Below are 20791 nucleotides of genomic sequence, written 5' to 3'. Positions count from 1 at the left end.
CTGGCGCCTGCGTCCGCGCCGAGGCCGGGGAGCGCGCCCGGGCCCGCCGCTGCCGCGGCGTCGGCCGGGACCTTCGAGCGCCTGCTGACTGCGCCGTGGAGCCTGCCCGCCGTGCTCGGTCTCGCCGCGGCGCTGCGCGTGTTCCACTTCGCGGCGATCAGCGGCTCGCCGTTCGCGACCGCCCTGCAACTCGACCACCGCTTCTACGACGAGTGGGGCCAGCGCATCGCCGGCGGCGAGTTGGTCGGCGGCGGCCCGTTCTTCGTCGACCCGCTCTACGCCTATGCGCTCGGCGGCGTGTACGCGGCGTTCGGCCACAGCCTGCTGCTGGTGCGCCTGCTGCAGGTTGGGCTCGGCGTCGCCACCTGCTGGCTGGCGGCGCGCATCGCCCGCCGCGCCTACGGCGACGCCGCGCTGGCCACCCTCGCGGCGCTGCTGCTGGCGATCTTCATTCCCGCCGTCCACTACGAGTCGGCGATCGAGAAGACGGCGCTCGGCGTCTTCCTGCTGGCGCTGGCGCTCGACCGCTACCTCGCCGGCGGCACCCGGGCGGCCCTCGCCGCCGGCGTCGCCCTCGGCTGCGGCGTCCTGGCGCGCGGCACGCTTCTGATCCTGGTGCCGGCCGGCGCGCTCGGCCTGGTCGACTGGCGGGCGGCGCGCGCCAGCCTGCCGCGCGTCGCCGCGTTCTCCGCCGGCGCGCTGGCGGTGATCGCGCTGGCGACGCTGCACAACCTCGCCGCCGGCGGCCGCTTCGTGCTCACCACCGCCAACGCGGGGCAGAACTTCTACATCGGCCAGCAGGCGGAGAACACGCTCGGCGTCTACACGCCGCCGCCCTTCGTCCGTCCCGATCCGCGCTACGAGGAGAGCGACTTCCACGCCGAGGCGCGGCGGCGTACCGGCACGGCGCTCGACCCGTCCGCGACGTCCGCCTACTGGCTCGGCCAGGGCCTCGCCGCGGTGGGCGCCGATCCCGCCGCGGCGGCGACGCGCACGCTGCGCAAGCTGTACCTGTTCTGGCACCAGTACGAGACGCCCGACAACGACCACATCGAGGTGGTCGCGGACGTCTCGCCGGTGCTCCATCTGCCGGTGCTGTGGATGGGCCTGCTGGCGCCGCTGGCGCTGCTCGGCGCGGTCGTCGGCTGGCGGCGGCGGCCGGTGCGCGTGCTGGCGGCGACGGCGGCGCTCTACTGCCTGGCGGTGATCGGCTTCTTCGTCCTCGCCCGCTTTCGCGCCCCGCTCGCGCCGCCGCTGGCGGTGCTGGCCGCCGGCGGCATCGGCTGGCTGCGCCGCACCGCCGCCGCCGGCGACTGGAGCCGCGCCGGCCTCGCCGGCGCGGCGGTCGGCGGGCTGGCGTTGCTGCTGACGCACGATCCGGCGTGGCTCGGCGACGTGCGCCGCAGCGCGCTGGCGATCGCCTATCACAACTACGGCGCGGCGCGCGCCGATGCCGGCGACACCGATGCCGCGATCGCCGCCTACGAGAAAGCGGTGGCGGTCGACGCCGACGCGGTGCCCGCCTCGCTGCGCGCCCTCGGCGACATCTACCTGGCGCGCCGCCAGTACGACCGGGCCGAGACGGCGATGCGACGGGTGCTGGCGCTGCGCCCCGACAGCCGCGCGGCGCAGGAGGCGCTGGCGCGCCTGGAGAAGGCGCGCGGCGGTGGCGCGGCGAGCCCGCCCGCGGCGGCGGCGCCCGCGCCGGCGCGCACGCCGGGCGGGCCGAGCGTCGGCGACCTCTACAAGCGCGTGCGCCAGCTCCGCGGCGAGGAACGCTGGGCGGAGGCGATTGCCACCCTGGAGGAGGCGATCCGCATCGGTCCGTACAACGAGGACGCGCACTACCTGCTCGGCAGTCTGATGGAACAGCACGCCCCGCCGGAGGAGATGGTGCGCTACTGGCAGGCGGCGGTGGCCACCGACCCCAAGCCGCAGACGGCGTACTACTTCTGGGCCGTCGGATTGGAGCGCGGCGGCGATCTCGACGGCGCCGTCGCGCAACTGCGCGCGGCCCTGGAGGTCGACCCGGCGCACGAGATGAGCGAGCTGCGCTGGGCCCAGATCCTCGAGAAGCAGGGCCAGCTCGAGGAGGCGCTGGCGCACTGCCGGACGGCGACGACGATCTTCCCCGACCTCAAGAACGCGCACGAGACCTGCGCCCGCATCCTGCGCGCGCTCGGCCGCGCCGAGGAGGCGAACGCGGCCGACGAACGCGCCCGGACCAGCGATCCCAACACGCCGCGCCGCTTCGTCTACTGGGCGCGCTATCTGCACGGCAAGGGGCGGACGGCGGCGGCGATCGCCGAGCTGGAGCGGGCGCTGCGCATCGATCCCACGGACGCCGAGGCGCGCGCGCTGGTCGATCAGATCCGCCCCGCGGGCGACGCCGCGGCCGTCGCGGCGCCGCTCGGCCCCGGCCTCGATCCCGCGGCGCGCGCCGCGCTGGTGTCGGCGCTCCACGCGCACCCCGCCGGGACGCCGGTCTGGCTGGCGGTGCAGGACGGCGATGCCGGCGCCCGCCAGCTCGCCGCGGCGCTGCGCGCCGCCTTCGAGGAGGCCGGGTGGACGGTGCGCGGCGAGCGCGGCGTGTCGTTCGCGATCAGGCCCGGCGTCTACCTCTTCGCCGCCGACGCCGCGCCGCCGGCCTACGTGGACACCGTCCGCTCCGCCCTCGACGCCGCCGGCCTGGCGCCGGTGTTCGGCTCCGACTACCGCGCCTATTACGACGAACGGGCGCGCGCCAATCCCACCTTCAACGGCTTCCGCCTCGACGCGGATCAGACCTATCTGATCGTCGTCGGCCGCCGCCCATCGTGACATGACCGACTTCGACTTCAATCCCTTCGACCCAGAGACGCGCCGCGATCCGGGGCCGATCTACGCCCGGGCGCGCCGCGAGCATCCGGTGTATCGCCATCCCGGGCTGCCGATCGTATCGGTGTTCCGCTACGCCGACGCGCAGGCGATCCTGCGCGATCCCGAGACCTGGTCGAGCCAGTTTCCGCCGCCGCCCGGCGTCGATCCGGAGCGCCTGCCGCCGCCCAGTATGCTCGGGCAGGACCCGCCCAACCACACGCGGCTGCGCAGCCTGGTGAGCCAGGCGTTCACGCCGCGCATGATCCGCCGCCTCGAGCCGCGGCTGCACGCGATCGCCGACGAGCTGATGACCACGGCGCTGGCGCAGGGGGAGGTCGACTTCGTGCAGGCGATGACCTACCCGCTGCCGGTCATCGTCATCGCCGAGATCATCGGCGTTCCGGCGGAGGAGCGGCCGCAGTTCAAGGCGTGGTCGGACATCGCCGTCGCCGGGCTGGGGACCGGTCTGTTCGCGCCGCCGGACATGGCGCGTCTCGAGCAGGTGCAGGCGGTGCTGCGCGAGATGGGCGCCTATTTCACCTCCCTCGCCGACGCGCGGCGGCTTGCGCCGCGCGAGGATCTGCTCAGCGGCCTGGTGCGGGCGGAGGTCGAGGGCTCGCGGCTGAGCCACGCCGAGATGATCACCATGCTGGTGCTGCTGTTGGTCGCCGGCAACGAGACCACGACGACGCTGATCGGCAACGCGGTGCTCGAGCTGCTCGACCATCCCGACGCGCTGGCGCGCCTGCGCGCCGAGCCGGAGCTGCTGCCGACCGCGATCGAGGAGGTGCTGCGGTTCTCGTCGCCGGTGCAGCTCGATCCGCGCCGCGCCACCCGCCGGGTCGAGCTGGGCGGCGAGGTGATCGAGCCCGACCAGATCGTCGTTTCGTGGCTCGGCTCGGCGAATCGCGACGAGGAGATCTTCCCCGACGCCGAGCGCTTCGACATCACCCGCGCCGACAACCGCCACATGGCCTTCGGCTTCGGTCCCCACTACTGCCTGGGCGCCAACCTCGCCCGCCTGGAGGCGCAGGCCGCGATCGGCGCCCTGCTGCGCCACACCCGGGCGTTCGCCCGCGCCACCAGCGACCCGCTGCCGCTGCACCCGAGCCTGGTGTTCAAGGGCGTGACGTCACTGCCGCTGCGCCTGGAGGGCCGCGCCCCGGCGCCGCCGGCGTCGCGCGCAGCGACGTGACCTCCTCACCCCCACGGGTACTGGTCGAACGGAAACTCCCGGCACTCCGGCGCCGCGTCGTACTCGGCGCGGCTGAAGCCGCGGCCCCAGCGCGACAGCTCGTGGTACACCGCGCAACGGTCGCGCGGGTCGGCGAGGCGTGGGTCGCTGGCGAGGGCGGCGCGCAGACCCTCGAGGGTGACGACGTCGCTGGACATGCGGATGCCGCCGCCGGCGGCGGTGTCGAGCACCAGGTACTTCGGCGCCGCCGGAGCGCGCGCGTCCCAGGCGAGCCATTCGACCGTGCCGTCGCCGCCGCGGCCGGGGCGGCCGGTGCGCGCGAATTCGGCCCAGTAGCCCATCATCGCCTGCGACAGTTGCTCGCGCCCCGCGCGGTTCTCGTCGGTCCACATGACGTTCCCCTGCGGGCCGAGGTCGAAATGATCGAAGACGAACGGGATCTCGAAGCCGTGCGCGGCGCCGAGCATGACCGAGAGGTCGGCGCCGAGGACGCGCGGCTGCTCGTCCCAGTCGAAGCGGTAGACGTAGACGTCGTCGCTGTTGCCGCGCATCGCCGCCGCCGGCATGTCGGCGCCGGTCGCCTTCCAGTTGCGCGCCAGGTACTCCGAGGTGACCACGTACAGCGGCTCGTTGCGCAGCCGCGGCACGATCCAGAACCAGCGCGTCACCCAGTGCGGATCGCCGAACATGAAGAGGCGGTTCTCGTCGCGATTGGTGCCGAGGATCACCGGGACCTGGTTCCAGCCGTCGGCGCGGGCGAAGCGCGCCATCGGGTCCTCGTCCGGCAGCACGGTGCCGTCGCGGAACACCTTCGGCATCTCGATCATGCCGTTGCGGGGGAATGGCGTGTAGACGGCGAGGATCTCGGCGGCGGACTTGCCGCGCAGGTAGGCGGCGATCTGCGCCGGCGACATGGCGGCGAGCCTCGCCCTGGCGGCGGCGCGATCGGCGGCGCCGTCGCGCTGCAGCAGGGCCAGCAACACCTCGTTGGAGCTGCGCGCGTCGCCGGGCTCGGCGTCGTCGACGAAGTGCTCGGCCTGCGCCGGCGACGACATCCACAGGCCGCCGCTCTGTGAGATGGCGCGGTGGAAGAGCCCCTTCGCCTGCGGCGCGAGGAGCAGGGTGAAGACGTTCTGACCGCCGGCCGACTCGCCGAAGATGGTGACGTTGTCCGGATTGCCGCCGAAGGCGGCGATGTTGTCGCGCACCCACTGCAGGGCGGCGATGAGGTCGAGGGTGGCGAAGTTGCCCGACTGCTCGACCGGCGTCGCGCCGTCGCGCAGCGCCGCGTGCCGCATCCAGCCGAGGGGACCGAGGCGGTAGTTGGTGGTGACCACGATCACCCGCTCGTCGGCCGCCAGCCGACCGGGATGGTAGAAGCCGGCCTCGCCGATCGAGTTGCCGCCGCCGTGGATCCACAGCATGACCGGCAGCCGCTGCGCTCCGGTGGGCACGTCGCCGGGCGCGAAGCGCGGCGCGTAGACGTTGAGGTAGAGGCAGTCCTCGTCGCCGACCACGGTGCCGTCCGTGCCGGGCACGCCGCCCAGCGGGCTGGCGTACTGCGGGCAGGGCGAGCCGGCGCGCAACGCCTGCCGCGTCTCCTGCCAGGGCGGCAACGGCTGTGGCGCCTGCCAGCGCCGCGCCCCGGTGGGCGGCTGCGCGTAGGGAATGCCGCGCCACGCGTGCTCGCCGGCGTCGCCCGCCGCGCCGACCACGGGCCCCGCCGGCAGGGTGCGCGCCGAGGTCGGGTCCACGGTCGCCGGCGGGCGCCCGGCGCGCCCGCAGGCGCCGGCGATCAGCACGACCAGCAGGGCGAGCGAGCGCGTTCGATGCATGGATCCCCCCTTCGAGGGGAGGACCATACAGGAGACCGCGGCGCCGGCGCGAGGGCGCGCATGGCCACGACCGTGCGGCGGCTCGCCAGCCGCCGCATCACTCGCGGCTGCGGATCTCGGCCAGCGGCGCCAGCTCCAGCCAGTCCAGCTCGGCGACGGCGCGCGAACCGGTGTACTGGCTGTTGCTGGTGACGGCGATGATCGGATCGTCGGGGACGAAGCCGAAGACGCGTTGGAAATCGGCGGCGACGTTGCGCTCGTCGATGTGGAACTGGCCGGTGCCGTCGGCGGCATTGCGCACCGCGATCCAGTGTACCTTCACGATGCCGGCGGCGTAGGTGGCATCGCCCTCGGTGCCCACCGGCGTGTCGGTCTCCCAGCGATAGGCGATCGAGCGCTGGCCGAGCAGGCCGCCGTGGCTGACGTAGATGGCGATCGCCTGGTCGTCGCGCGCCTTGACCCGGCCGTCGGCGTCGCGCGGGTACTCGAGCACCCGCCAGCGCCAGCGCAGCAGCGGCGTGCGGCGCAGGTCGACGGTCTTGAGCTGGGTGGCGAAGGTGGCGCTGGCGTTGTCGGCCTCCATGACCAGGACGCCGGCGCCGTCGGCGCCGTCGGGATCGGCGCGGAACTTGGTGACGGCGGTGCCCGGCACCGTTCGCACCTCCCAGCCCAACGGCAGGCTGCGGAACTCCTCGCGCCAGACGTCGTGTGCGAACGCGCTGCCGGCGCACACCAGCAGCAGGGCAGCGGTCGCCGGCCGGATCACTCTCCCTGGCTACCGGCCGCGCTGCCCTCACGCAACCGGCGCGGGGCGATCCTCTCACCCGTGCGGGCTTGCCAGGGCGCCGGCATCCTGCTCTGTCCAACGCGCGACCAGGAGGACGCGCATGAGCTCGCAGGACACGCCGCCGCAGGGGCTCGGCACCCGGGCGTTGCACGCCGGCCAGACCCCCGATCCCACCACCCACGCGCGCGCGGTGCCGATCTACGCCACCACGTCGTTCGTCTTCGACGACAGCGATCACGCCGCCCGGCTCTTCGCCCTGGCGGAGTTCGGGAACATCTACTCGCGGTTGATGAACCCGACCAACGACGTGCTGGAGAAGCGCCTCGCGGCGCTCGACGGCGGCGCCGCCGGTCTCGCCTTCGCCTCCGGCCAGGCGGCGATCACCGCCGCCCTGCTCACCATCTGTCACAGCGGGCAGAACTTCATCTCCGCCACGTCGCTGTACGGCGGCACCTGGACGCTGTTCACGCAGACGCTCGCCAAGCTGGGCATCGAGGTGCGCTTCTTCGACCCGCACCACCCGGAGCAGATCGCGCAGCTCGCCGACGCCAACACCCGCTGCGTCTATCTCGAGAGCCTCGGCAATCCGAAGAACGACGTGCCGGATTTCCGCGCCGTGGCCGATGCCGCCCACGCCTGCGGCCTGCCGGTGATCTGCGACAACACCGTCACGACGCCGATGCTGCTGCGGCCGATCGAGCACGGCATCGACATCGTCGTCTACTCGACCACCAAGTTCATCGGCGGTCACGGCGTGCACATCGGCGGCGCCATCGTCGACGGCGGCACCTTCCCGTGGGCCAGGGACCCGCAGCGCTGGCCGGAGCTGTGCGCCCCCGATCCGGCCTACCACGGCCTGGTGTTCGAGGAGGCGCTGCGCCCGATCGGCAACATCGCCTACATCCTCCACATCCGCACCCACTGGCTGCGCGACACCGGCGCCTGCATGAGCCCGTTCGCGTCCTTCCTCACCCTGCTCGGTCTCGAGACCCTGCACCTGCGCATGGAACGCCACTGCAAGAACGCGCTCGACGTCGCCCTGTGGCTGCGCCAGCACCCGGCGGTGGAGTGGGTGAACTACCCCAGCCTCACCGACCATCCCGACCACGCCAACGCCCGCCGCTACCTGCCGCACGGCGCCGGCGCCATCGTCGGCTTCGGCATCAAGGGCGGGCGCGCCGCCGGCGTGAAGTTCATCAACAGCGTCAAGCTCGCCAGCCACCTGGCTAACATCGGCGACGCCAAGACCCTGGTCATCCATCCCGCCTCGACCACCCACTCGCAGCTCACCGAGCAGGAGCAGCGCGATACCGGCGTGACGCCGGAGTACGTCCGCCTGTCGATCGGCATCGAGGACGTCGCGGACATCATCGCCGACCTGCAGCAGGCGATGGCGGCATCGCAGAAGTGACTTCACCGCAGAGACGCAGAGACGCAGAGCGATCCGGTTCCGAGCTGCGATGTCTCCGCGCCTCCGCGTCTCTGCGGTGAAGCTCTTTCATGAGTGACTCCTTCCACTCGTCCGACAGCGTGCGCAGCGGGGCGCCGCTGCGGCACGCGCGGTCGGTCACCTTCGACGAGCCGCTGGCGCTGGCGCTCGGGGGCGCGTTGCCGTTGGTCACGGTCGCGTACGAGACGTACGGGCGGCTGGCCCCGGCGCGCGACAATGCGGTGCTGGTCTGCCACGCGCTCAGCGGCGACTCGCACGTGGCGCGGCACGACGCGGACGACGAGCCGGGGTGGTGGGACCTGATGGTCGGCCCCGGTCGGGCGATCGACAGCGAGCGCTGGTTCGTGATCTGCGCCAACGTGCTCGGCGGCTGCCGCGGCACCACCGGGCCGAACAGCATCGACCCGCGGCGCGGTCGGCCGTACGGCGCCGACTTTCCGACCGTGACGGTCGCCGACATGGTCGAGGCGCAGCGCCGGCTCGTCGACCACCTCGGCATCGACGTCCTGCACGCCGTGGTGGGCGGCTCGCTCGGCGGCCACCAGGCGATCACCTGGGCGATCACCCACCCGGCGCGGCTGCGCGGCTGCGTGGCGCTCGCCAGCTCGGCGCGCCTCACCAGCCAGGCGATCGCCTTCGACGTGGTCGGCCGCAACGCCATCCTCAACGATCCCGGGTATCGGCGCGGCGAGTACTACGATCGCGGCCCCGGTCCGGCGACCGGCCTGGCGCTGGCGCGCATGCTGGCGCACGTCACCTACCTCTCGCGCGAGGCGATGACGGCCAAGTTCGACCCCAGCCGCCTGGCGCCGCGCGAGGTCGCCACCGCCTTCGAGCAGAAGTTCTCCGTCGGCTCCTACCTCGCCCACCAGGGGCACAAGTTCGTCGAACGGTTCGACGCCAACAGCTACGTCACCCTGTCGATGGCGATGGACCTCTTCGACCTCGGCGACACCCCGGCCGCGCTGCGCGCCGCGCTCGGCCGGAGCCGCTGCCGCTGGCTGGTCGCCAGCTTCAGCAGCGACTGGCTGTTCCCCGCCGAACAGAGTCGCCAGCTCGTCGACGCCCTGCTCGCCGAGGATCGCGGCGTGTCGTACTGCGACATCGCCGCCTCGGGCGGCCACGACGCCTTCCTGCTGGCCGAGAAACTCGAAACCACCGGCGGCCTGATCGCCGGCTTCCTCGCCCACCTGGCGGCGCCGCCCGACCCCGCGGTCGCGCCGGCCGGCAGCGAAACCGCGCCGACCAGCATCTTTCACGGCCGCCGGCTCGACTACGAGCGCATCCTGGATCTCATCCCGGCCGGCGCCAGCGTGCTCGACGTCGGCTGCGGCGGCGGCGAGCTGCTGGCGCGCCTGCGCGCCCGCGGCCACGCGCGCCTGCTCGGCGTCGAGCTCGACGAGGCGGCGATCCTCGCCGCCGTGCGGCGCGGCCTCGATGTCGTGCAGTGCGACCTCGAGCAGGGGCTGGCGCCCTTCCGCGACCGGCAGTTCGACGTCGTCGTGCTGTCGCAGACGCTGCAGTCGGTGGTCGAGACCGAGCGCATCGTCGACGAAGCGGTGCGCGTCGGCCGCCAGGTGATCGTCAGCTTCCCGAACTTCGCCTACCGCAAGCTCCGCCGCATGCTGGCGGAGGAGGGGCGGTCGCCGAAGTCGGAGGGGCCGTACAGCTTCGAGTGGTACGACACGCCGAACCGCCGCTTTCCGTCGATCGCGGATTTCGAGGCCTTCTGCGCCGCCAAGGGGATCCGCATGGCGCGCCAGGTGTACCTCGACAGCGAAGCCGGGCGATGGGTGACCGACGATCCGAACCTCAACGCCGACGTGGCGATCGCGGTGCTGAGCCGCTGAGCGCAAGGCACGGGTGCGCGTCGCCCCTGCGCGGAGGCGGCCGAGCAGTCTTCGGGCACGCGGCCGCGGCTACGACTCCTCCGCGAAGCGGTTCGACTCCAGCCAGCCGATGCCGGCGGGGGCGTCGTCCGGGATCACCCGGATCAGGCTCCGCCGGTACACCGAGCGGCGGGGCGGGACGAAGGTGTGGGTGATGTCGATCTCGGCAGCGGTGATCGGCTCGATGCGGCCCGACAATGCCGCGCCGGTGTCGGCGGTGAACGCGAAACGGCCGGACACCGGGCGGGTGACGTTGGCGTCATCGAACGTCAGGTCGAGGGTCAGCGCGCTCAGGTTGCCGGTCTGCTCGCCGACGTGCAGGTAGCCGGTGTCGATCTCCGAGGCGCCGGGGATGCGCACGTGCGCGGCCTGGAAGCGGTACGCGTCGGCGTGGGCGACGCAGAAGTTCCACTCGATGTTCCACCAGCGCGGGCCCCAGGAGTGGTCGCGCTCGCCGCGGCCGACGATGGCGCGTCGGTCGCCGGCGACGTGGTACGTCCCGCGCACCCGGATCGGCTGCTCGAAGCGGCTCACCGAGTATCCCTCGGCGCTGTGGCCGGCGAGCTGCTGCTGGCCGAGCGAATGCGCCGCCCCGACGGTCTCGACCTCGAGCTCGACCCCGACCGGCAGGATCATGCCGGCGCGCGGCCCGCACAGCACGCGTCCGAAGCCGCGCGCCGCGAAGCGGCCGCGGCGCAGCGGCTCGTCGACGGCGTAGGAGAACGCCAGGCCCCAGCCGTCGTCGTAGGCGATGGCGGGCAGCCTGAGCGCCGCCAGCGGCAGGCGCGGCTCCTCGATCGCCACCCACTCCGCGCCGTTCCACAGAAACAGCCACACCCACAGGCGCTGCTGGTTGGGGTGCCAGCCGATGCGGCAGTGGCCGGCGTTGCCGCCGTCGGCGTCGTACCAGTCGTAGAAGACCGACTCGTTCCACCACTCGTACTCGGGGCTGAACGGATGCGGGTGTTCGTCCGCGGGCGTGATGCCGAAGCGGGTGAGCTCTGCGAGCGTGAGGGTCGACATGCGCGCAGCCTAGCCCAAAGGCCGGCGGGCGACGAAAGCCGCCGACGAGAGAGGAAACGGCGTGCTTCATCTTTCGCCCGCCATCGGCCATCCTGCGTCCATGCTCGCCGACGGCATCGTCGAGTCGTTCCGCCTCCAGGCCCACTTCAGCGCCGAATTCGGCTCGCCGTTCTACGGCGAGCTGCTGCGCCGCTGCGCCGAGGACATCGAGCAGGGCGGGCCGCTGGCGCGCTTGCTCGACGGCTGGCAGGGCAAGCCGATTCCCGACGCGCTGCCGATGCGCCTGTGCGGCGCGGTACACCGCCTGGTGCTCGACGGCGCGGCGCCGGAGCTGGCGACCCACTACGCGACGGTCGGCGGCAGCGCCCGCTGGCCCGCCGCCTGGGATGCCTTCCGCGCCGTGCTCGCCGCGCGCGCCGAGGCGATCCGGCCGGAGCTCGATCGCCAGGTGCAGACCAACGAGGTGCGCCGCAGCGGCGCCCTGCTCGGCGGCTTCCTCACCGTCGCCGCGGCGACCGGCCTGCCGCTGCGCCTGCTCGAAATCGGCTGCAGCGCCGGCCTCAACCTGCGCTGGGACCGCTATCGGTACGAATTTCTCGCCGCCGCCGCCACCACCCCGCCCGCGGCCGACGCGCCGGTGGTCCATCGCTGGGGCGCCGACGACGCCACCATGACCGTGCGCGCCGGATGGCACGGTCCGGGCGACGTGCTGCGCGGCACCGCGCGTGTGGCGTCGCGGCAGGGGTGCGACCTGGCGCCGATCGACGTCACCGATCCCGACCAGACGCGGCGCCTCGAAGCGTTCATCTGGGGCGACCAGCCGCAGCGGTTGGCGCAATTGCGCGCCGCGATCGCCGCCGCGCGCCGCGATCCACCGGCGATCGAACGCTGCTCGGCCGCCGACTGGCTCGCGGTCCGACTGGCGCCGGCGGGCGACGGGGTGGCCACGGTGGTCTTCCACTCCGTGATGTGGTGGTACCTCTCGGAAGCGGAGCGCGAGCGGGTCACGACGCTGATCGAAACCGCCGGCGCCCGCGCCACCGCCGCCGCGCCGCTCGCCTGGCTGCGCTTCGATCTCTTCGGCGCCGCGCACTACGAGGTCGAGCTCCGCCTGTGGCCCGGCGGCGCGCCGCGCACGCTCGCCGCCGCCTGCCCGCACGGGCGCTGGGTGGACTGGCGGGAAGGCACCGGAGAGACGTAGCCCGGTGCTCGGATGGACGAGCTCGCGGACCGTGTGGCCCGCGAGCTCGCTGGGGAGGGAGGGGGGTGCGTCAGCCGCGCGCTTGGGGTCGCGCGGTGTTACTGGTGGATCGCGGCTTCGTCATCGTCTGGGGGGAGCGGGACGAGCCGCTGCGTGGGCCGTTGCACACAGGCACAGCCGCGCTCGGGCGAACGCGACCACGCCTCCGACGTCGGGTCGGCAGGGTGCACCGGTGGCGCGACCGCCGTCGCGCCAATCTCGAGAGCGCCGCAGGTCACCGCGAATGCCCCAGCGCCGGGCGGCGAATGTGGAAGCGTGGCTGCAATGCGCGCACCCAGGTGCGCAACGCGCGGGCGGTCGGCTCGATCGCGACACCGACGGCGGATACCACGAGGATCGCGATCATCACGTAGATGACGGGAGCTGCTTCGGCTGTGAAGTCGATCACCATCATGTCTGACCTCCTCGACGCTGACACGTCAGAGCAAGTGATGTGCCCATCGGGGCGGCGCACGAGAGCACGCGGGCGAGTTCGAGTCGCTGCAAAGCCCAGACTGCGGTCGCAGTACACGGACTGCACACGCGACTTGGCAGTGCAAAGTCGGAGGGGCAGTGGACCACCATGTGACGAAGGCCATTTCACCACGGAGGCACGGAGCAACCTGGACAAGAGAGGGTTCGTGGGCGAGATCCCCGCGCCATCAGCAAATGGTCATAGGGATCGCGCCCACCCGCCATTCCCACGCTGCACCCTCCGTGGCTCCGTGCCTCCCTGGTGAAGTTGTCTTGTCCTATCGAGGCCAGGTACACGCGGCGGCGGAGGCGAGCTCCTCTGCGTCAGGGTCGAGCAGGCGATGGCGGAGCGGGCGCGGCGGTGGTCCCTACGCTCGCGGGCGTGGAACGTACCAGACCGGGCACACCGACTTCTCGAGGATCTGTTTCGCGTTGTCCTTCACGAACAGGCTGACGAGGAGGCTGCGGCTGTGCTCGCCCATGATCATGAAGCCGGCGCGCAGTCGCTCGGCCGCCTCGAGGATGTGGCCGACGGCGTTGCCGCGGGCGATGTGACAGGTGGCGCGGCCGGCGAGGTCGGGCGGCACCAGGGCGCGCAGGTTCTGTTGCGCCTGCTCGACCGCCGCGGCGGAGGCGATGCTGGAGGCGACATGCAGCAGATGCAGGTGGAGCGGCAGGCGCCGCGCCAGGGCGCAGGCGTAGTCGGTGAGCACGGCCGCGCCGTTGGCGAGGTCGACCGGCACCAGCACCGGGACGGTGTCGCCGCGCAGCTTGAAGCCGTCGATCGCGGCGCCCTCGTGGACGGTCAGGATCGGGGCGGCGCACTGGTCGAGCATGCGCTCGGTGACCGACGCGTGGTCGAGGTCCTTCAGCCCGTGGTAGCCGAGCACGACGAGGTCCGCCGGCAGCGTGGCGGCCATGTCGAGCAGCACCAGACCCACCGGTCCACGGCTGACGGTCGCCTCGGCCGCGACGCCGTCCGGCACCTCGGCGAGCAGCGCCCGCAGCCGCGACTCGGTCTCGTCCGCGGTGAGATAGCCGGCGCGATGGAACTGGTCCCATTCCCACTGGCGGGTCAGGCCGGGGGCGATCTCGCTCAGGTTGTGGTGCATGACCAGGCGCGATCCGAGCGCCGCGCACACCTCGATCGCCAGCGCCAGCTCGTGGCGGGAGAGCTCGGAGAAGTCGATCGGACAGAGGACGGTCTTGATCTCGGCCATGGCAGCACCTCTCGAGACGATCCATAGCTCGCCGTCGGCCGGCGCCAAGTAGGAAACAGCAGCCGGTGGCTCGGCTGGCGCGCCGTGCCGCATCCGGTACTGTACCGCCATGCGTCGTCTCGTCCTGGTGGCCGTCTTCGTCGGCGTCCTGCTGGCGGTGCTGGTCGGCGGCCACCTCTACCTGGCGCAGCGCCTGGTCTGGAGGCCGGCGCTGCCGGCGCCATGGCGGGATCTCGCCCTCGGGCTGCTCGCCGCCGGGGCGCTCTCGCTGCTGCTGCAGCCGATCGCCGAGCGCACCCTGCCGCGGCGACTGGGGCGGCTGATCGCCTGGCCGGCCTCGCTGTGGATGGGCGCCGCGTTCTTCCTGCTCGTCGGCGCGCTGCTGAGCGACGGGCTCGGCGCGCTGATGGGCGCGGTGACGCCGGGCGTGGCGGCGCCGGAGACGGCGGCGCGGGCGCAGGCGATGCTGATCACCGCCCTGGCGGTGGTCGCGCTCTGGCGCGGCAGCCGCGAGCTGCGCCAGGGACCGCGCCTGACCCGGGTGACCGTGCGCATCGCGCGCTGGCCGGCGGCGCTCGACGGCTTCCGCATCGTGCAGATCAGCGACCTGCACATCGGCCCGATCCTCGATCGCCGCTTCGCCGCGGCGCTCACCGAGCAGGTGAACGCCCTCGCACCCGACCTCGTCGCGATCACCGGCGACCTGGTCGACGGCGACGTGCGTCACGTCGGCGACGAGATCGCGCCCTTCGCCGGCCTGCGCGCGGCGCACGGCGTGTTCTTCGTCACCGGCAACCACGACTACTACTCCGGCGCCGACGCCTGGGTGGGGCGGGTGACGGCGCTCGGCCTGCGGCCGCTGCGCAACCAGCGCGTCAGCATCGGCGACGGCGCCGCCGGGTTCGACCTCGCCGGCGTCGAGGATCATCGCGCGCACCTGGTCAGTGCGACGCGGCGCAGCGATCTCGGCGCGGCGCTCGCCGGCCGCGATCCGGATCGGCCGCTGGTGCTCCTCGCGCACGATCCCCTCACATTCAAGGAAGCGGCGCGGCGCGGCGTCGATCTGCAGTTGTCGGGGCACACGCACGGCGGCCAGATCTGGCCGTTCCGCTATCTGGTGCGCCTCAGCACGCCGTTCGTCGCCGGCTACTATCGGCGCGGCCGGTCGCAACTCTACGTCAGCCGCGGCACCGGCTTCTGGGGCCCGGCCCTGCGCCTCTTCGCGCCGGCGGAAATCGTCGAGCTCACCATCCGCGGCGCGCGTTGGCCGTGATGTGACGAAGACATTTCACCACGGAGGCACGGAGACACGGAGTACCCTGGACAAGAGGGGGTCCGGGGAGGAGATCCGCAACGCCATCAACAATGGCCATGGGGATCGCACCCACCCGCCATTCCAACGCTGCCCCCTCCGTGTCTCCGTGCCTCCGTGGTGAAGGTGTTTTGTCGCATCGAGGTTGGCTGGCGCGCCCGGTCACTGCTCCTGGCCCTTCACCTGCTTCTCGCTGCCGGTCGGGGTGCGGGTCTGCAGGCGGGCGATGAGGTCGCCCTCGTAGAGGAGGGGCTGGCGGCGGATGCCGCTCAGCAGGCCGGCGGTCGGGGCGCGGACCTCGGCGCGGCGTTCGCCCGAGAAGCCGTCGTAGACCTCGCCGATCAGCGCCCCGGCCTGCAGCCAGGTGCCGACCTGGACATGGGTGACGAAGAGGCCGGCGTGGTCGGAGACGAGCGACAGCGTGCGGTCGACGCCGAAGTAGTGCGTGTCCTGGTCCTCGGCGGCGAGGTCGATGCCGGTGACCAGGCCGGTGTGGTGGAGAAAGGCCATCAGGGCGCGGAACAGCCGCTCGCAGTGCGGCAGTTGCAGGTCGCCGGCGCGGCCCGCCTGGATGACGAAGCTCTCGCCACCGGCGCCGCGCCAGGCGTGACCGAGCGTGCTGGTGAACACCTGGTCGGTGCGCCGTTCGATCACCGCCGGCAGGCCGAACAGCAGCGCGCTCGCCTTCTCGTCCTCGCTCGGTTCGTAGAGACGCACCTGCGGCAGTTCCTCGAAGTCGAGGTTGGAGCTGTGGATGTCGACCCGGTAGCGTGCCGCGCGCGTCGCCTGGAAGACGGCGTTGGCGATGCGCTGCGTCGTTTCGCCGGCGTCGTAGCCGGGGAACATGCGATTGATGTCGGTCTTGTCGAACGGCCAGCGGCGCGAGCGCGTGTTCACGCCCAGCACGTTCACCGCCGGCACGATGACGACCCGGCCGCGCAGGGCGTGTGCCGGCTCGCGCCCGTCGGCGACGCGGGCCAGGAACTCGGCGAGGCGCGAGAGCACGAAGATGCCGTTCAGCTCGTTGCCGTGCAGCCCGGCGACCAGCGCCAGCGCCGGCCGCTCTCCCGCCGGTCCGAGGTCGTGGTACGGGATGGCGAAGTCGTCGCGCAGCGGTGCGGTCATTTCCAGCAGCGTGGGCGTGGTCACGGGAGGCCTCTCGTGGGCGCGCGGGCGCGCGCGCATCACACCGCCATGATCCGCGCCATGAGCGAGCCCTCGTAGACGGCGGGGTACTCGCGCAGCGTGAACAGGATGCCGTCGACCGGGGAGCGGACGGCGGCGAGGGTGCCGCCGTGCAGCGGCGAGACGATGCGCCCCAGCGTCTGCTCCCTGCGCACCGCCATCCAGTGCTCGATGTCGGGAACGAACAGGCCGGAGGTGGCGGCGTTGAGGTAGTGGACGTTGGAGTCGTCGGCGACCAGCGGCGTGTGCGTCGGCGGCGGCAGCTCGAGATCCGGCGCCAGGACGCCGAGCGTGCGCCAGACGTTGACGATGCCGATCAGCAGTTGCTCGGTGAACGCCGGCGTGATGCGCATGCCGACGCCCATTTCGACGACCAGGCAGGGCGTGCCGGTGCTGTTCAGGCTGTGGGCGATGGTCGCCTCGAGGACGGTCACGGCGCCGTGCAGCCAGATGAGGTCGAGGTTCATGCCCTGGGCGAGCGGCACCAGGGTCGCGGCGAAGTCCTCGGCGATGCGCACCTGCGGGATCTCGCGCAGGTAGATGTTGCTGGCGTGGATGTCGATGACCAGCGCCGCGCCCGACAGCGCGGCCATGGCGCCGGCGGCGATGCGCTGCGGCAGCAGTCCCTCCGCGTCGCCGGGGAAGTTGCGGTTGAGGTCGGCGTCGAACACCGGCACGAAGCGCTCCAGCGTGTCGATGCCGAGCGGGTTGATCGCCGGCACCAGGTCGACGCGCCCGCGCAGCGCGTGCGGGTGCGATGCCGCCAGTTGCTCGAGCCAGGCCGCCAGGCGGTGGCACACGAACAGTCCCTCGAGCTCGTCGCCGTGGATGCCGGCGATCACCGCCACGCGCGGCCCGCCGCCGCCGACGAAGCTGGTGCGTTGAACGCGCAGCGTCTCGCGGTAGGGCAGGGCGAGGGAGACGATGTCGTCGTGGAGGATCTCCATCATTCGCTACCAGCGCGAGTCGCGGCCCGGAGTCGGGCGGGGGCGCCGGTCACTGCTCACCGCGCACCTCCACCGCCGAGACGCGCGCCAGCTCGGTCTCGTCGCCCTTGCAGGCGGAACGAACGGGCGGGCAGTCGGCGGCGTCGCGGCCGACGGCGACGGTGATGTAGGTGTCGTTGGTGACCAGGCCGGTGCACGGGTCGATGCCGCGCCAGCCGGCGCCGGGGACGAGGATCTCGGCCCAGGCGTGCAGCACCTGCTCCGCGTCGTCCTCCGCGTAGGCGGGATCGCGGTAGCCGCGGGCGATGCGCGCCGGGGCGCCCCAGGCGCGCGCGATGCTGACCAGGAGGTGGCCGAGGGCGAGCGCGTCGATGGCCTCGCCGCGCAGGGCCTGGGCGAGGACGGGCGCCGGCGCGGCGTCGGCCTCGCGGCTGAGCGCGTCGCGCATCCACTCCATCACCGCCTGCAGCGCCGCCAGCAGGGGCTTGCCCGGGTCGCGGTCCGGCACCGCCAGCTCGAGCGTCGCCAGCGCCGGCGTCAGCGGGCTGCGGTGCAGCAGATAGTCCCAGAGCCGCGGCTGGCCGTGCAGCGCCTGGGCGATCCAGGCGCGCTCGTTGCCCGGCGGCAGCGGGGCGAAGTCGAAGGGATTGGCGAGCGTCGTCTCCACCGCGGCGCGCAGGGTGACGCGCGCCGCGTCGTGCGGCGCCATCAGATCGAAGGCGTGGACGGTATTGCCGAAGCCGTCGCGGTAGCGGCGCACCGCCGCCTCCGGGGCCACGGCGAGCGCCACCTCGCCGACCTGCTGGTGTGGCGTCGGGCTCGGGGCGAGGCGCAGCTCGCAATGGTGCTCCCACACCGGCGCCGCGGCAGCGAGCCGGAGGGTGTGGGCGATCTCGTATCTCACCGTTCGTCCCCGAGAACCTGTTCGAAATAGGCGCGCGAGACGGCGGTGTTGAAGGCGCCGACCTTGGCCAGGAAGGCGTCGAGATACTGGTGCAGGCCGACGGTGAAGATCTGCTCGGCGGTCGACTCCGCCAGGTGCGCGTCGAGGTCGCGCAGCGCCGCCGCCTGCCGGTCGTCGTCGCCGACCCCGATCTCGCGCAACGCGTGGCCCATGCGGTCGACCGAGAAGCGCAGCGAGCGCGGAAAGTCGCGCTCGAAGAGGACGAACTCGGCGATGTCCACCGGCCGCAGACCGGCGTGGTAGCGGCGCCGGAAGGCCTCGAACGCCGACAGCGACTTCAGCAATGCCGCCCACTGGTAGTAGTCGAGCGGCGAGCCGACCATCGCCACGTCGGGCAGCAGCAGGTGGTACTTCACGTCGAGGATCCGGGCCGTCATGTCGGCGCGCTCGGCGCAGGTGCCGAGGAGGTAGAAGCCGAAGGCTTCGCCGCGCATCATCGTGCTGACCGAGATGCCGTGGAAGCGGGCGACCCCGTTGCGCACCTCGGCGAACAGGCCCGGCGACCGCTCGGCGCCGCCGCGCTCCATCAGCCGGTCGATGCGCAGCCACATCTCGTTGATCGCCTCCCACATCTCGTTCGAGATGCGGTCGCGCACGACGCGCGCATTCTCGCGCGCCAGGCGCAGGCTGGTGCGGATGCCGTTGGGATTGCTGCGCTCGCGGGTCATGAACTGGATGGTGCGCGCGGCGGTGACCTCGGCGCCGTCGAACCGCGCCTGGTAGGCCTCCTCGCTGCCGCCGATGGACAGCAACGGCCGCCACTGCGCCGCCTCCGGCAGCGCGTCCTCCGCCTCCAGCAGATGGACCAGGTTGATCTCCACCAGACGCGCCGTGTTGCCGGCGCGCTCGAGGTAGCGCGACATCCAGTAGAGAGAATCCGCGATCCGGCTGAGCATTTGGAACGACCCCCGGCTGTCCGACGCAACACGCCGTCGGGCCGATCAGCAAAACGGCAATCTCCATGCCACCGCATGGCGGTCGGGCTGGCGAGTTGGGCAGCAGACCCCCAGCGCCCGAGTGCCTTCGATTTGAGCAGGCACGACCGAGCGCTAGGCAGATTGACAACCAGAGCTTACAGCGCCGCCCGAATGGCCGGGGCGGCGGCGCCACGGGTGCCCTGCGCGAAAGTGCTGCCAGATATCTTCTGTTGAAAACATTGAGCTTTTCGCTCTTGGCAGGTGGACATCGGAGCTGCTACAGACGCCTCGTTGCTCAGCTTTGGTCGCGGACAAACCGCCTGTACACATAGGCGTCGCGGGGACTGCAGTCCCGCGCATTCTGACGCAGTGGCTGCGCGGTCCATGTCGTCGTTCTGACGGCAGACGATCCGCCGCCCCGGGTTTCGGCAGACCCAGGACGCCTCGACAAACCGGTCGCTGCCGCGGCCCACCAACTAGGAGTTCGCAATGGGACGAAGGCTGTACGTCGGTAATCTCGCATTCCAAGTGACCGACGCCGATCTACAGGAGCTGTTCTCTCAGGCCGGAAGCTGCGATTCGGCGACCGTGATCACGGACAAGTTCAGCGGTCAGTCGCGCGGCTTCGGCTTCGTGGAAATGAGCAGCGAATCCGAGGCGCAACGGGCGGTGCAGCAGTTCGACGGGCACGAGCTCAAGGGCCGCGCCATCAAGGTCAACGAAGCGCGCGAGCGCGAGGACCGCGGCGGTGGCTTCGGCGGTGGCGGCCGGGGCGGCGGTGGTGGCGGTCGCGGCGGCTTCGGCGGCGGCGGTGGTGGTCGGGGCGGTGGTGGCGGCCGGGGCGGCGGCTACGGCCGGCGCTGAGTCATCCGCAGGCGTGCCCGCCGATCGCCGATCGGCGGGCGCCACGGAGGCCCGCGCCTCCTGCTATCGCTGCTTCAAGCCGCGGGTGGCCTGCATCTGCGACGCGGTGCGCACGGTGGCCAACCGCACCCCAGTCACCATCCTGCAGCACCCGCGCGAGCGCTTTCACGCCCTCGGCACCGTCCGCATCGCGCGCCTCGGCCTGGCGCGGGCTCGCGTCGAGTGGTGCGCGCCGTGGGAGGATGCGTCGGCGATCCGCCAGCGGCTGCCGGGGGACGCCGCCCTGCTCTATCCCGGTCCGGCGGCGCGCGACCTCGCCACGCTCGCGCCCCGCGAGCGGCCGCGGCATCTGGTGGTGATCGACGGCACCTGGTTTCTCGCCAAGAAGATCTACGACGCCCACTCCTGGCTGCGGGCGCTGCCGCACGTCGCGCTCACGCCACGCCGCCCGAGCGCCTATCGCGGTCTGCGCCGCGAGCCGCAGGCGCACTGCCTGGCGACCGTGGAGGCGATCGTCGGCGCGCTGCGCATCATCGAGCCCGAGACGACGGGGTTGGACGGGCTGCTGGCGGCGTTCGCCGCGATGCTCGACCGCCAGGCGACCTACCTGCCCGCTGCGCGGTGAGCACG

17 protein-coding genes are annotated in these 20791 nt (G+C 72.5%); 8 read left to right on the top strand and 9 right to left on the bottom strand.

All coding sequences use genetic code 11. The features are described from left to right. Positions 1 to 111: 111 nt before the first annotated feature. Complete coding sequence (locus KF840_03765; GenBank protein ID MBX3024008.1) at positions 112 to 2820, top strand: tetratricopeptide repeat protein; 2709 nt, start codon at positions 112 to 114, stop codon at positions 2818 to 2820. A gap of 1 nt (position 2821) precedes the next feature. After that, complete coding sequence (locus KF840_03760) at positions 2822 to 4054, top strand: cytochrome P450 (GenBank protein ID MBX3024007.1); 1233 nt, start codon at positions 2822 to 2824, stop codon at positions 4052 to 4054. A gap of 5 nt (positions 4055 to 4059) precedes the next feature. On the opposite strand, the gene KF840_03755 is transcribed toward KF840_03760, so the two are convergent. Next, on the bottom strand, positions 4060 to 5889 hold the full coding sequence (locus KF840_03755; protein ID MBX3024006.1) for a carboxylesterase family protein: 1830 nt from the start codon (positions 5887 to 5889) through the stop codon (positions 4060 to 4062). Between the two features lie 97 nt (positions 5890 to 5986). Next, positions 5987 to 6655, bottom strand: coding sequence for a DUF3047 domain-containing protein (locus KF840_03750; protein MBX3024005.1), 669 nt, complete (start codon positions 6653 to 6655; stop codon positions 5987 to 5989). A 121-nt stretch (positions 6656 to 6776) separates the two neighbouring features. On the opposite strand from KF840_03750, the gene KF840_03745 reads away from it, so the two are divergent. Both KF840_03745 and KF840_03740 read left to right on the top strand, forming a co-directional pair. Beyond that, on the top strand, positions 6777 to 8087 hold the full coding sequence (locus KF840_03745; GenBank protein MBX3024004.1) for an O-acetylhomoserine aminocarboxypropyltransferase/cysteine synthase: 1311 nt from the start codon (positions 6777 to 6779) through the stop codon (positions 8085 to 8087). 89 nt (positions 8088 to 8176) lie between these two features. Further along, the gene (locus KF840_03740) at positions 8177 to 9976 is read left to right on the top strand and encodes a homoserine O-acetyltransferase (GenBank protein MBX3024003.1); all 1800 of its coding nucleotides are present in this window, start codon (positions 8177 to 8179) and stop codon (positions 9974 to 9976) included. A 69-nt stretch (positions 9977 to 10045) separates the two neighbouring features. Here KF840_03740 and KF840_03735 read toward each other — a convergent pair whose 3' ends face one another. Then, positions 10046 to 11038, bottom strand: a complete 993-nt coding sequence (locus KF840_03735) for a hypothetical protein (protein MBX3024002.1) — start codon at positions 11036 to 11038, stop codon at positions 10046 to 10048. 100 nt (positions 11039 to 11138) lie between these two features. On the opposite strand from KF840_03735, the gene KF840_03730 reads away from it, so the two are divergent. Next, positions 11139 to 12239: a DUF2332 domain-containing protein gene (locus tag KF840_03730; protein ID MBX3024001.1), complete on the top strand. Its 1101-nt coding sequence runs from the start codon at positions 11139 to 11141 to the stop codon at positions 12237 to 12239. 274 nt (positions 12240 to 12513) lie between these two features. Here KF840_03730 and KF840_03725 read toward each other — a convergent pair whose 3' ends face one another. Together KF840_03725 and KF840_03720 are read right to left on the bottom strand one after the other, a co-directional pair. Beyond that, entirely contained in the window at positions 12514 to 12693 is a 180-nt protein-coding gene (locus KF840_03725) for a hypothetical protein (GenBank protein ID MBX3024000.1), read from the bottom strand. A 427-nt stretch (positions 12694 to 13120) separates the two neighbouring features. Next, positions 13121 to 13972 (bottom strand): universal stress protein, encoded by an 852-nt coding sequence (locus KF840_03720; protein ID MBX3023999.1) that lies wholly within the window; start codon positions 13970 to 13972, stop codon positions 13121 to 13123. A gap of 109 nt (positions 13973 to 14081) precedes the next feature. On the opposite strand from KF840_03720, the gene KF840_03715 reads away from it, so the two are divergent. Then, positions 14082 to 15245 (top strand): metallophosphoesterase, encoded by a 1164-nt coding sequence (locus tag KF840_03715; protein MBX3023998.1) that lies wholly within the window; start codon positions 14082 to 14084, stop codon positions 15243 to 15245. A gap of 201 nt (positions 15246 to 15446) precedes the next feature. Here the strand turns inward: KF840_03715 and KF840_03710 are convergent, their stop codons facing one another. Genes KF840_03710 through KF840_03695 form a run of 4 tightly spaced genes read right to left on the bottom strand, consistent with a single transcriptional unit; the run spans position 15447 to position 19276 of the window. After that, positions 15447 to 16433 (bottom strand): succinylglutamate desuccinylase/aspartoacylase family protein, encoded by a 987-nt coding sequence (locus KF840_03710; GenBank protein ID MBX3023997.1) that lies wholly within the window; start codon positions 16431 to 16433, stop codon positions 15447 to 15449. A 35-nt stretch (positions 16434 to 16468) separates the two neighbouring features. Beyond that, positions 16469 to 17416 carry a succinylglutamate desuccinylase/aspartoacylase family protein gene (locus KF840_03705; protein MBX3023996.1) on the bottom strand — a complete coding sequence of 316 codons (948 nt, stop codon included), beginning with the start codon at positions 17414 to 17416 and terminating at the stop codon, positions 16469 to 16471. A gap of 49 nt (positions 17417 to 17465) precedes the next feature. Then, positions 17466 to 18320: a transglutaminase family protein gene (locus tag KF840_03700; protein MBX3023995.1), complete on the bottom strand. Its 855-nt coding sequence runs from the start codon at positions 18318 to 18320 to the stop codon at positions 17466 to 17468. Then, positions 18317 to 19276, bottom strand: a complete 960-nt coding sequence (locus KF840_03695) for an alpha-E domain-containing protein (protein MBX3023994.1) — start codon at positions 19274 to 19276, stop codon at positions 18317 to 18319. The genes KF840_03700 and KF840_03695 overlap by 4 nt, the downstream gene beginning before the upstream one ends. Before the next feature lie 510 nt (positions 19277 to 19786). Here KF840_03695 and KF840_03690 point away from each other — a divergent pair. Both KF840_03690 and KF840_03685 read left to right on the top strand, forming a co-directional pair. Beyond that, complete coding sequence (locus tag KF840_03690) at positions 19787 to 20161, top strand: RNA-binding protein (GenBank protein ID MBX3023993.1); 375 nt, start codon at positions 19787 to 19789, stop codon at positions 20159 to 20161. A gap of 13 nt (positions 20162 to 20174) precedes the next feature. After that, positions 20175 to 20786 carry a DTW domain-containing protein gene (locus tag KF840_03685; protein ID MBX3023992.1) on the top strand — a complete coding sequence of 204 codons (612 nt, stop codon included), beginning with the start codon at positions 20175 to 20177 and terminating at the stop codon, positions 20784 to 20786. Positions 20787 to 20791 lie beyond the last annotated feature (5 nt).

The organism is bacterium, assembly GCA_019637795.1.
Classification (GTDB): domain Bacteria; phylum Desulfobacterota; class Binatia; order HRBIN30; family CADEER01; genus JAHBUY01.
This window is presented reverse-complemented; position numbering and strand designations above follow the sequence as displayed.

Excerpts from the sequence above, each read along its gene's own strand:
- KF840_03735 (MBX3024002.1), bottom strand. The coding sequence starts at position 11,038 with ATGTCGACCCTCACGCTCGCAGAGCTCACCCGCTTCGGCATCACGCCC.
- KF840_03705 (MBX3023996.1), bottom strand. The coding sequence starts at position 17,416 with ATGGAGATCCTCCACGACGACATCGTCTCCCTCGCCCTGCCCTACCGC.
- KF840_03760 (MBX3024007.1), top strand. The coding sequence starts at position 2,822 with ATGACCGACTTCGACTTCAATCCCTTCGACCCAGAGACGCGCCGCGAT.
- KF840_03740 (MBX3024003.1), top strand. The coding sequence starts at position 8,177 with ATGAGTGACTCCTTCCACTCGTCCGACAGCGTGCGCAGCGGGGCGCCG.
- KF840_03730 (MBX3024001.1), top strand. The coding sequence starts at position 11,139 with ATGCTCGCCGACGGCATCGTCGAGTCGTTCCGCCTCCAGGCCCACTTC.
- KF840_03695 (MBX3023994.1), bottom strand. The coding sequence starts at position 19,276 with ATGCTCAGCCGGATCGCGGATTCTCTCTACTGGATGTCGCGCTACCTC.
- KF840_03725 (MBX3024000.1), bottom strand. The coding sequence starts at position 12,693 with ATGATGGTGATCGACTTCACAGCCGAAGCAGCTCCCGTCATCTACGTG.
- KF840_03715 (MBX3023998.1), top strand. The coding sequence starts at position 14,082 with ATGCGTCGTCTCGTCCTGGTGGCCGTCTTCGTCGGCGTCCTGCTGGCG.
- KF840_03690 (MBX3023993.1), top strand. The coding sequence starts at position 19,787 with ATGGGACGAAGGCTGTACGTCGGTAATCTCGCATTCCAAGTGACCGAC.
- KF840_03745 (MBX3024004.1), top strand. The coding sequence starts at position 6,777 with ATGAGCTCGCAGGACACGCCGCCGCAGGGGCTCGGCACCCGGGCGTTG.
- KF840_03755 (MBX3024006.1), bottom strand. The coding sequence starts at position 5,889 with ATGCATCGAACGCGCTCGCTCGCCCTGCTGGTCGTGCTGATCGCCGGC.
- KF840_03720 (MBX3023999.1), bottom strand. The coding sequence starts at position 13,972 with ATGGCCGAGATCAAGACCGTCCTCTGTCCGATCGACTTCTCCGAGCTC.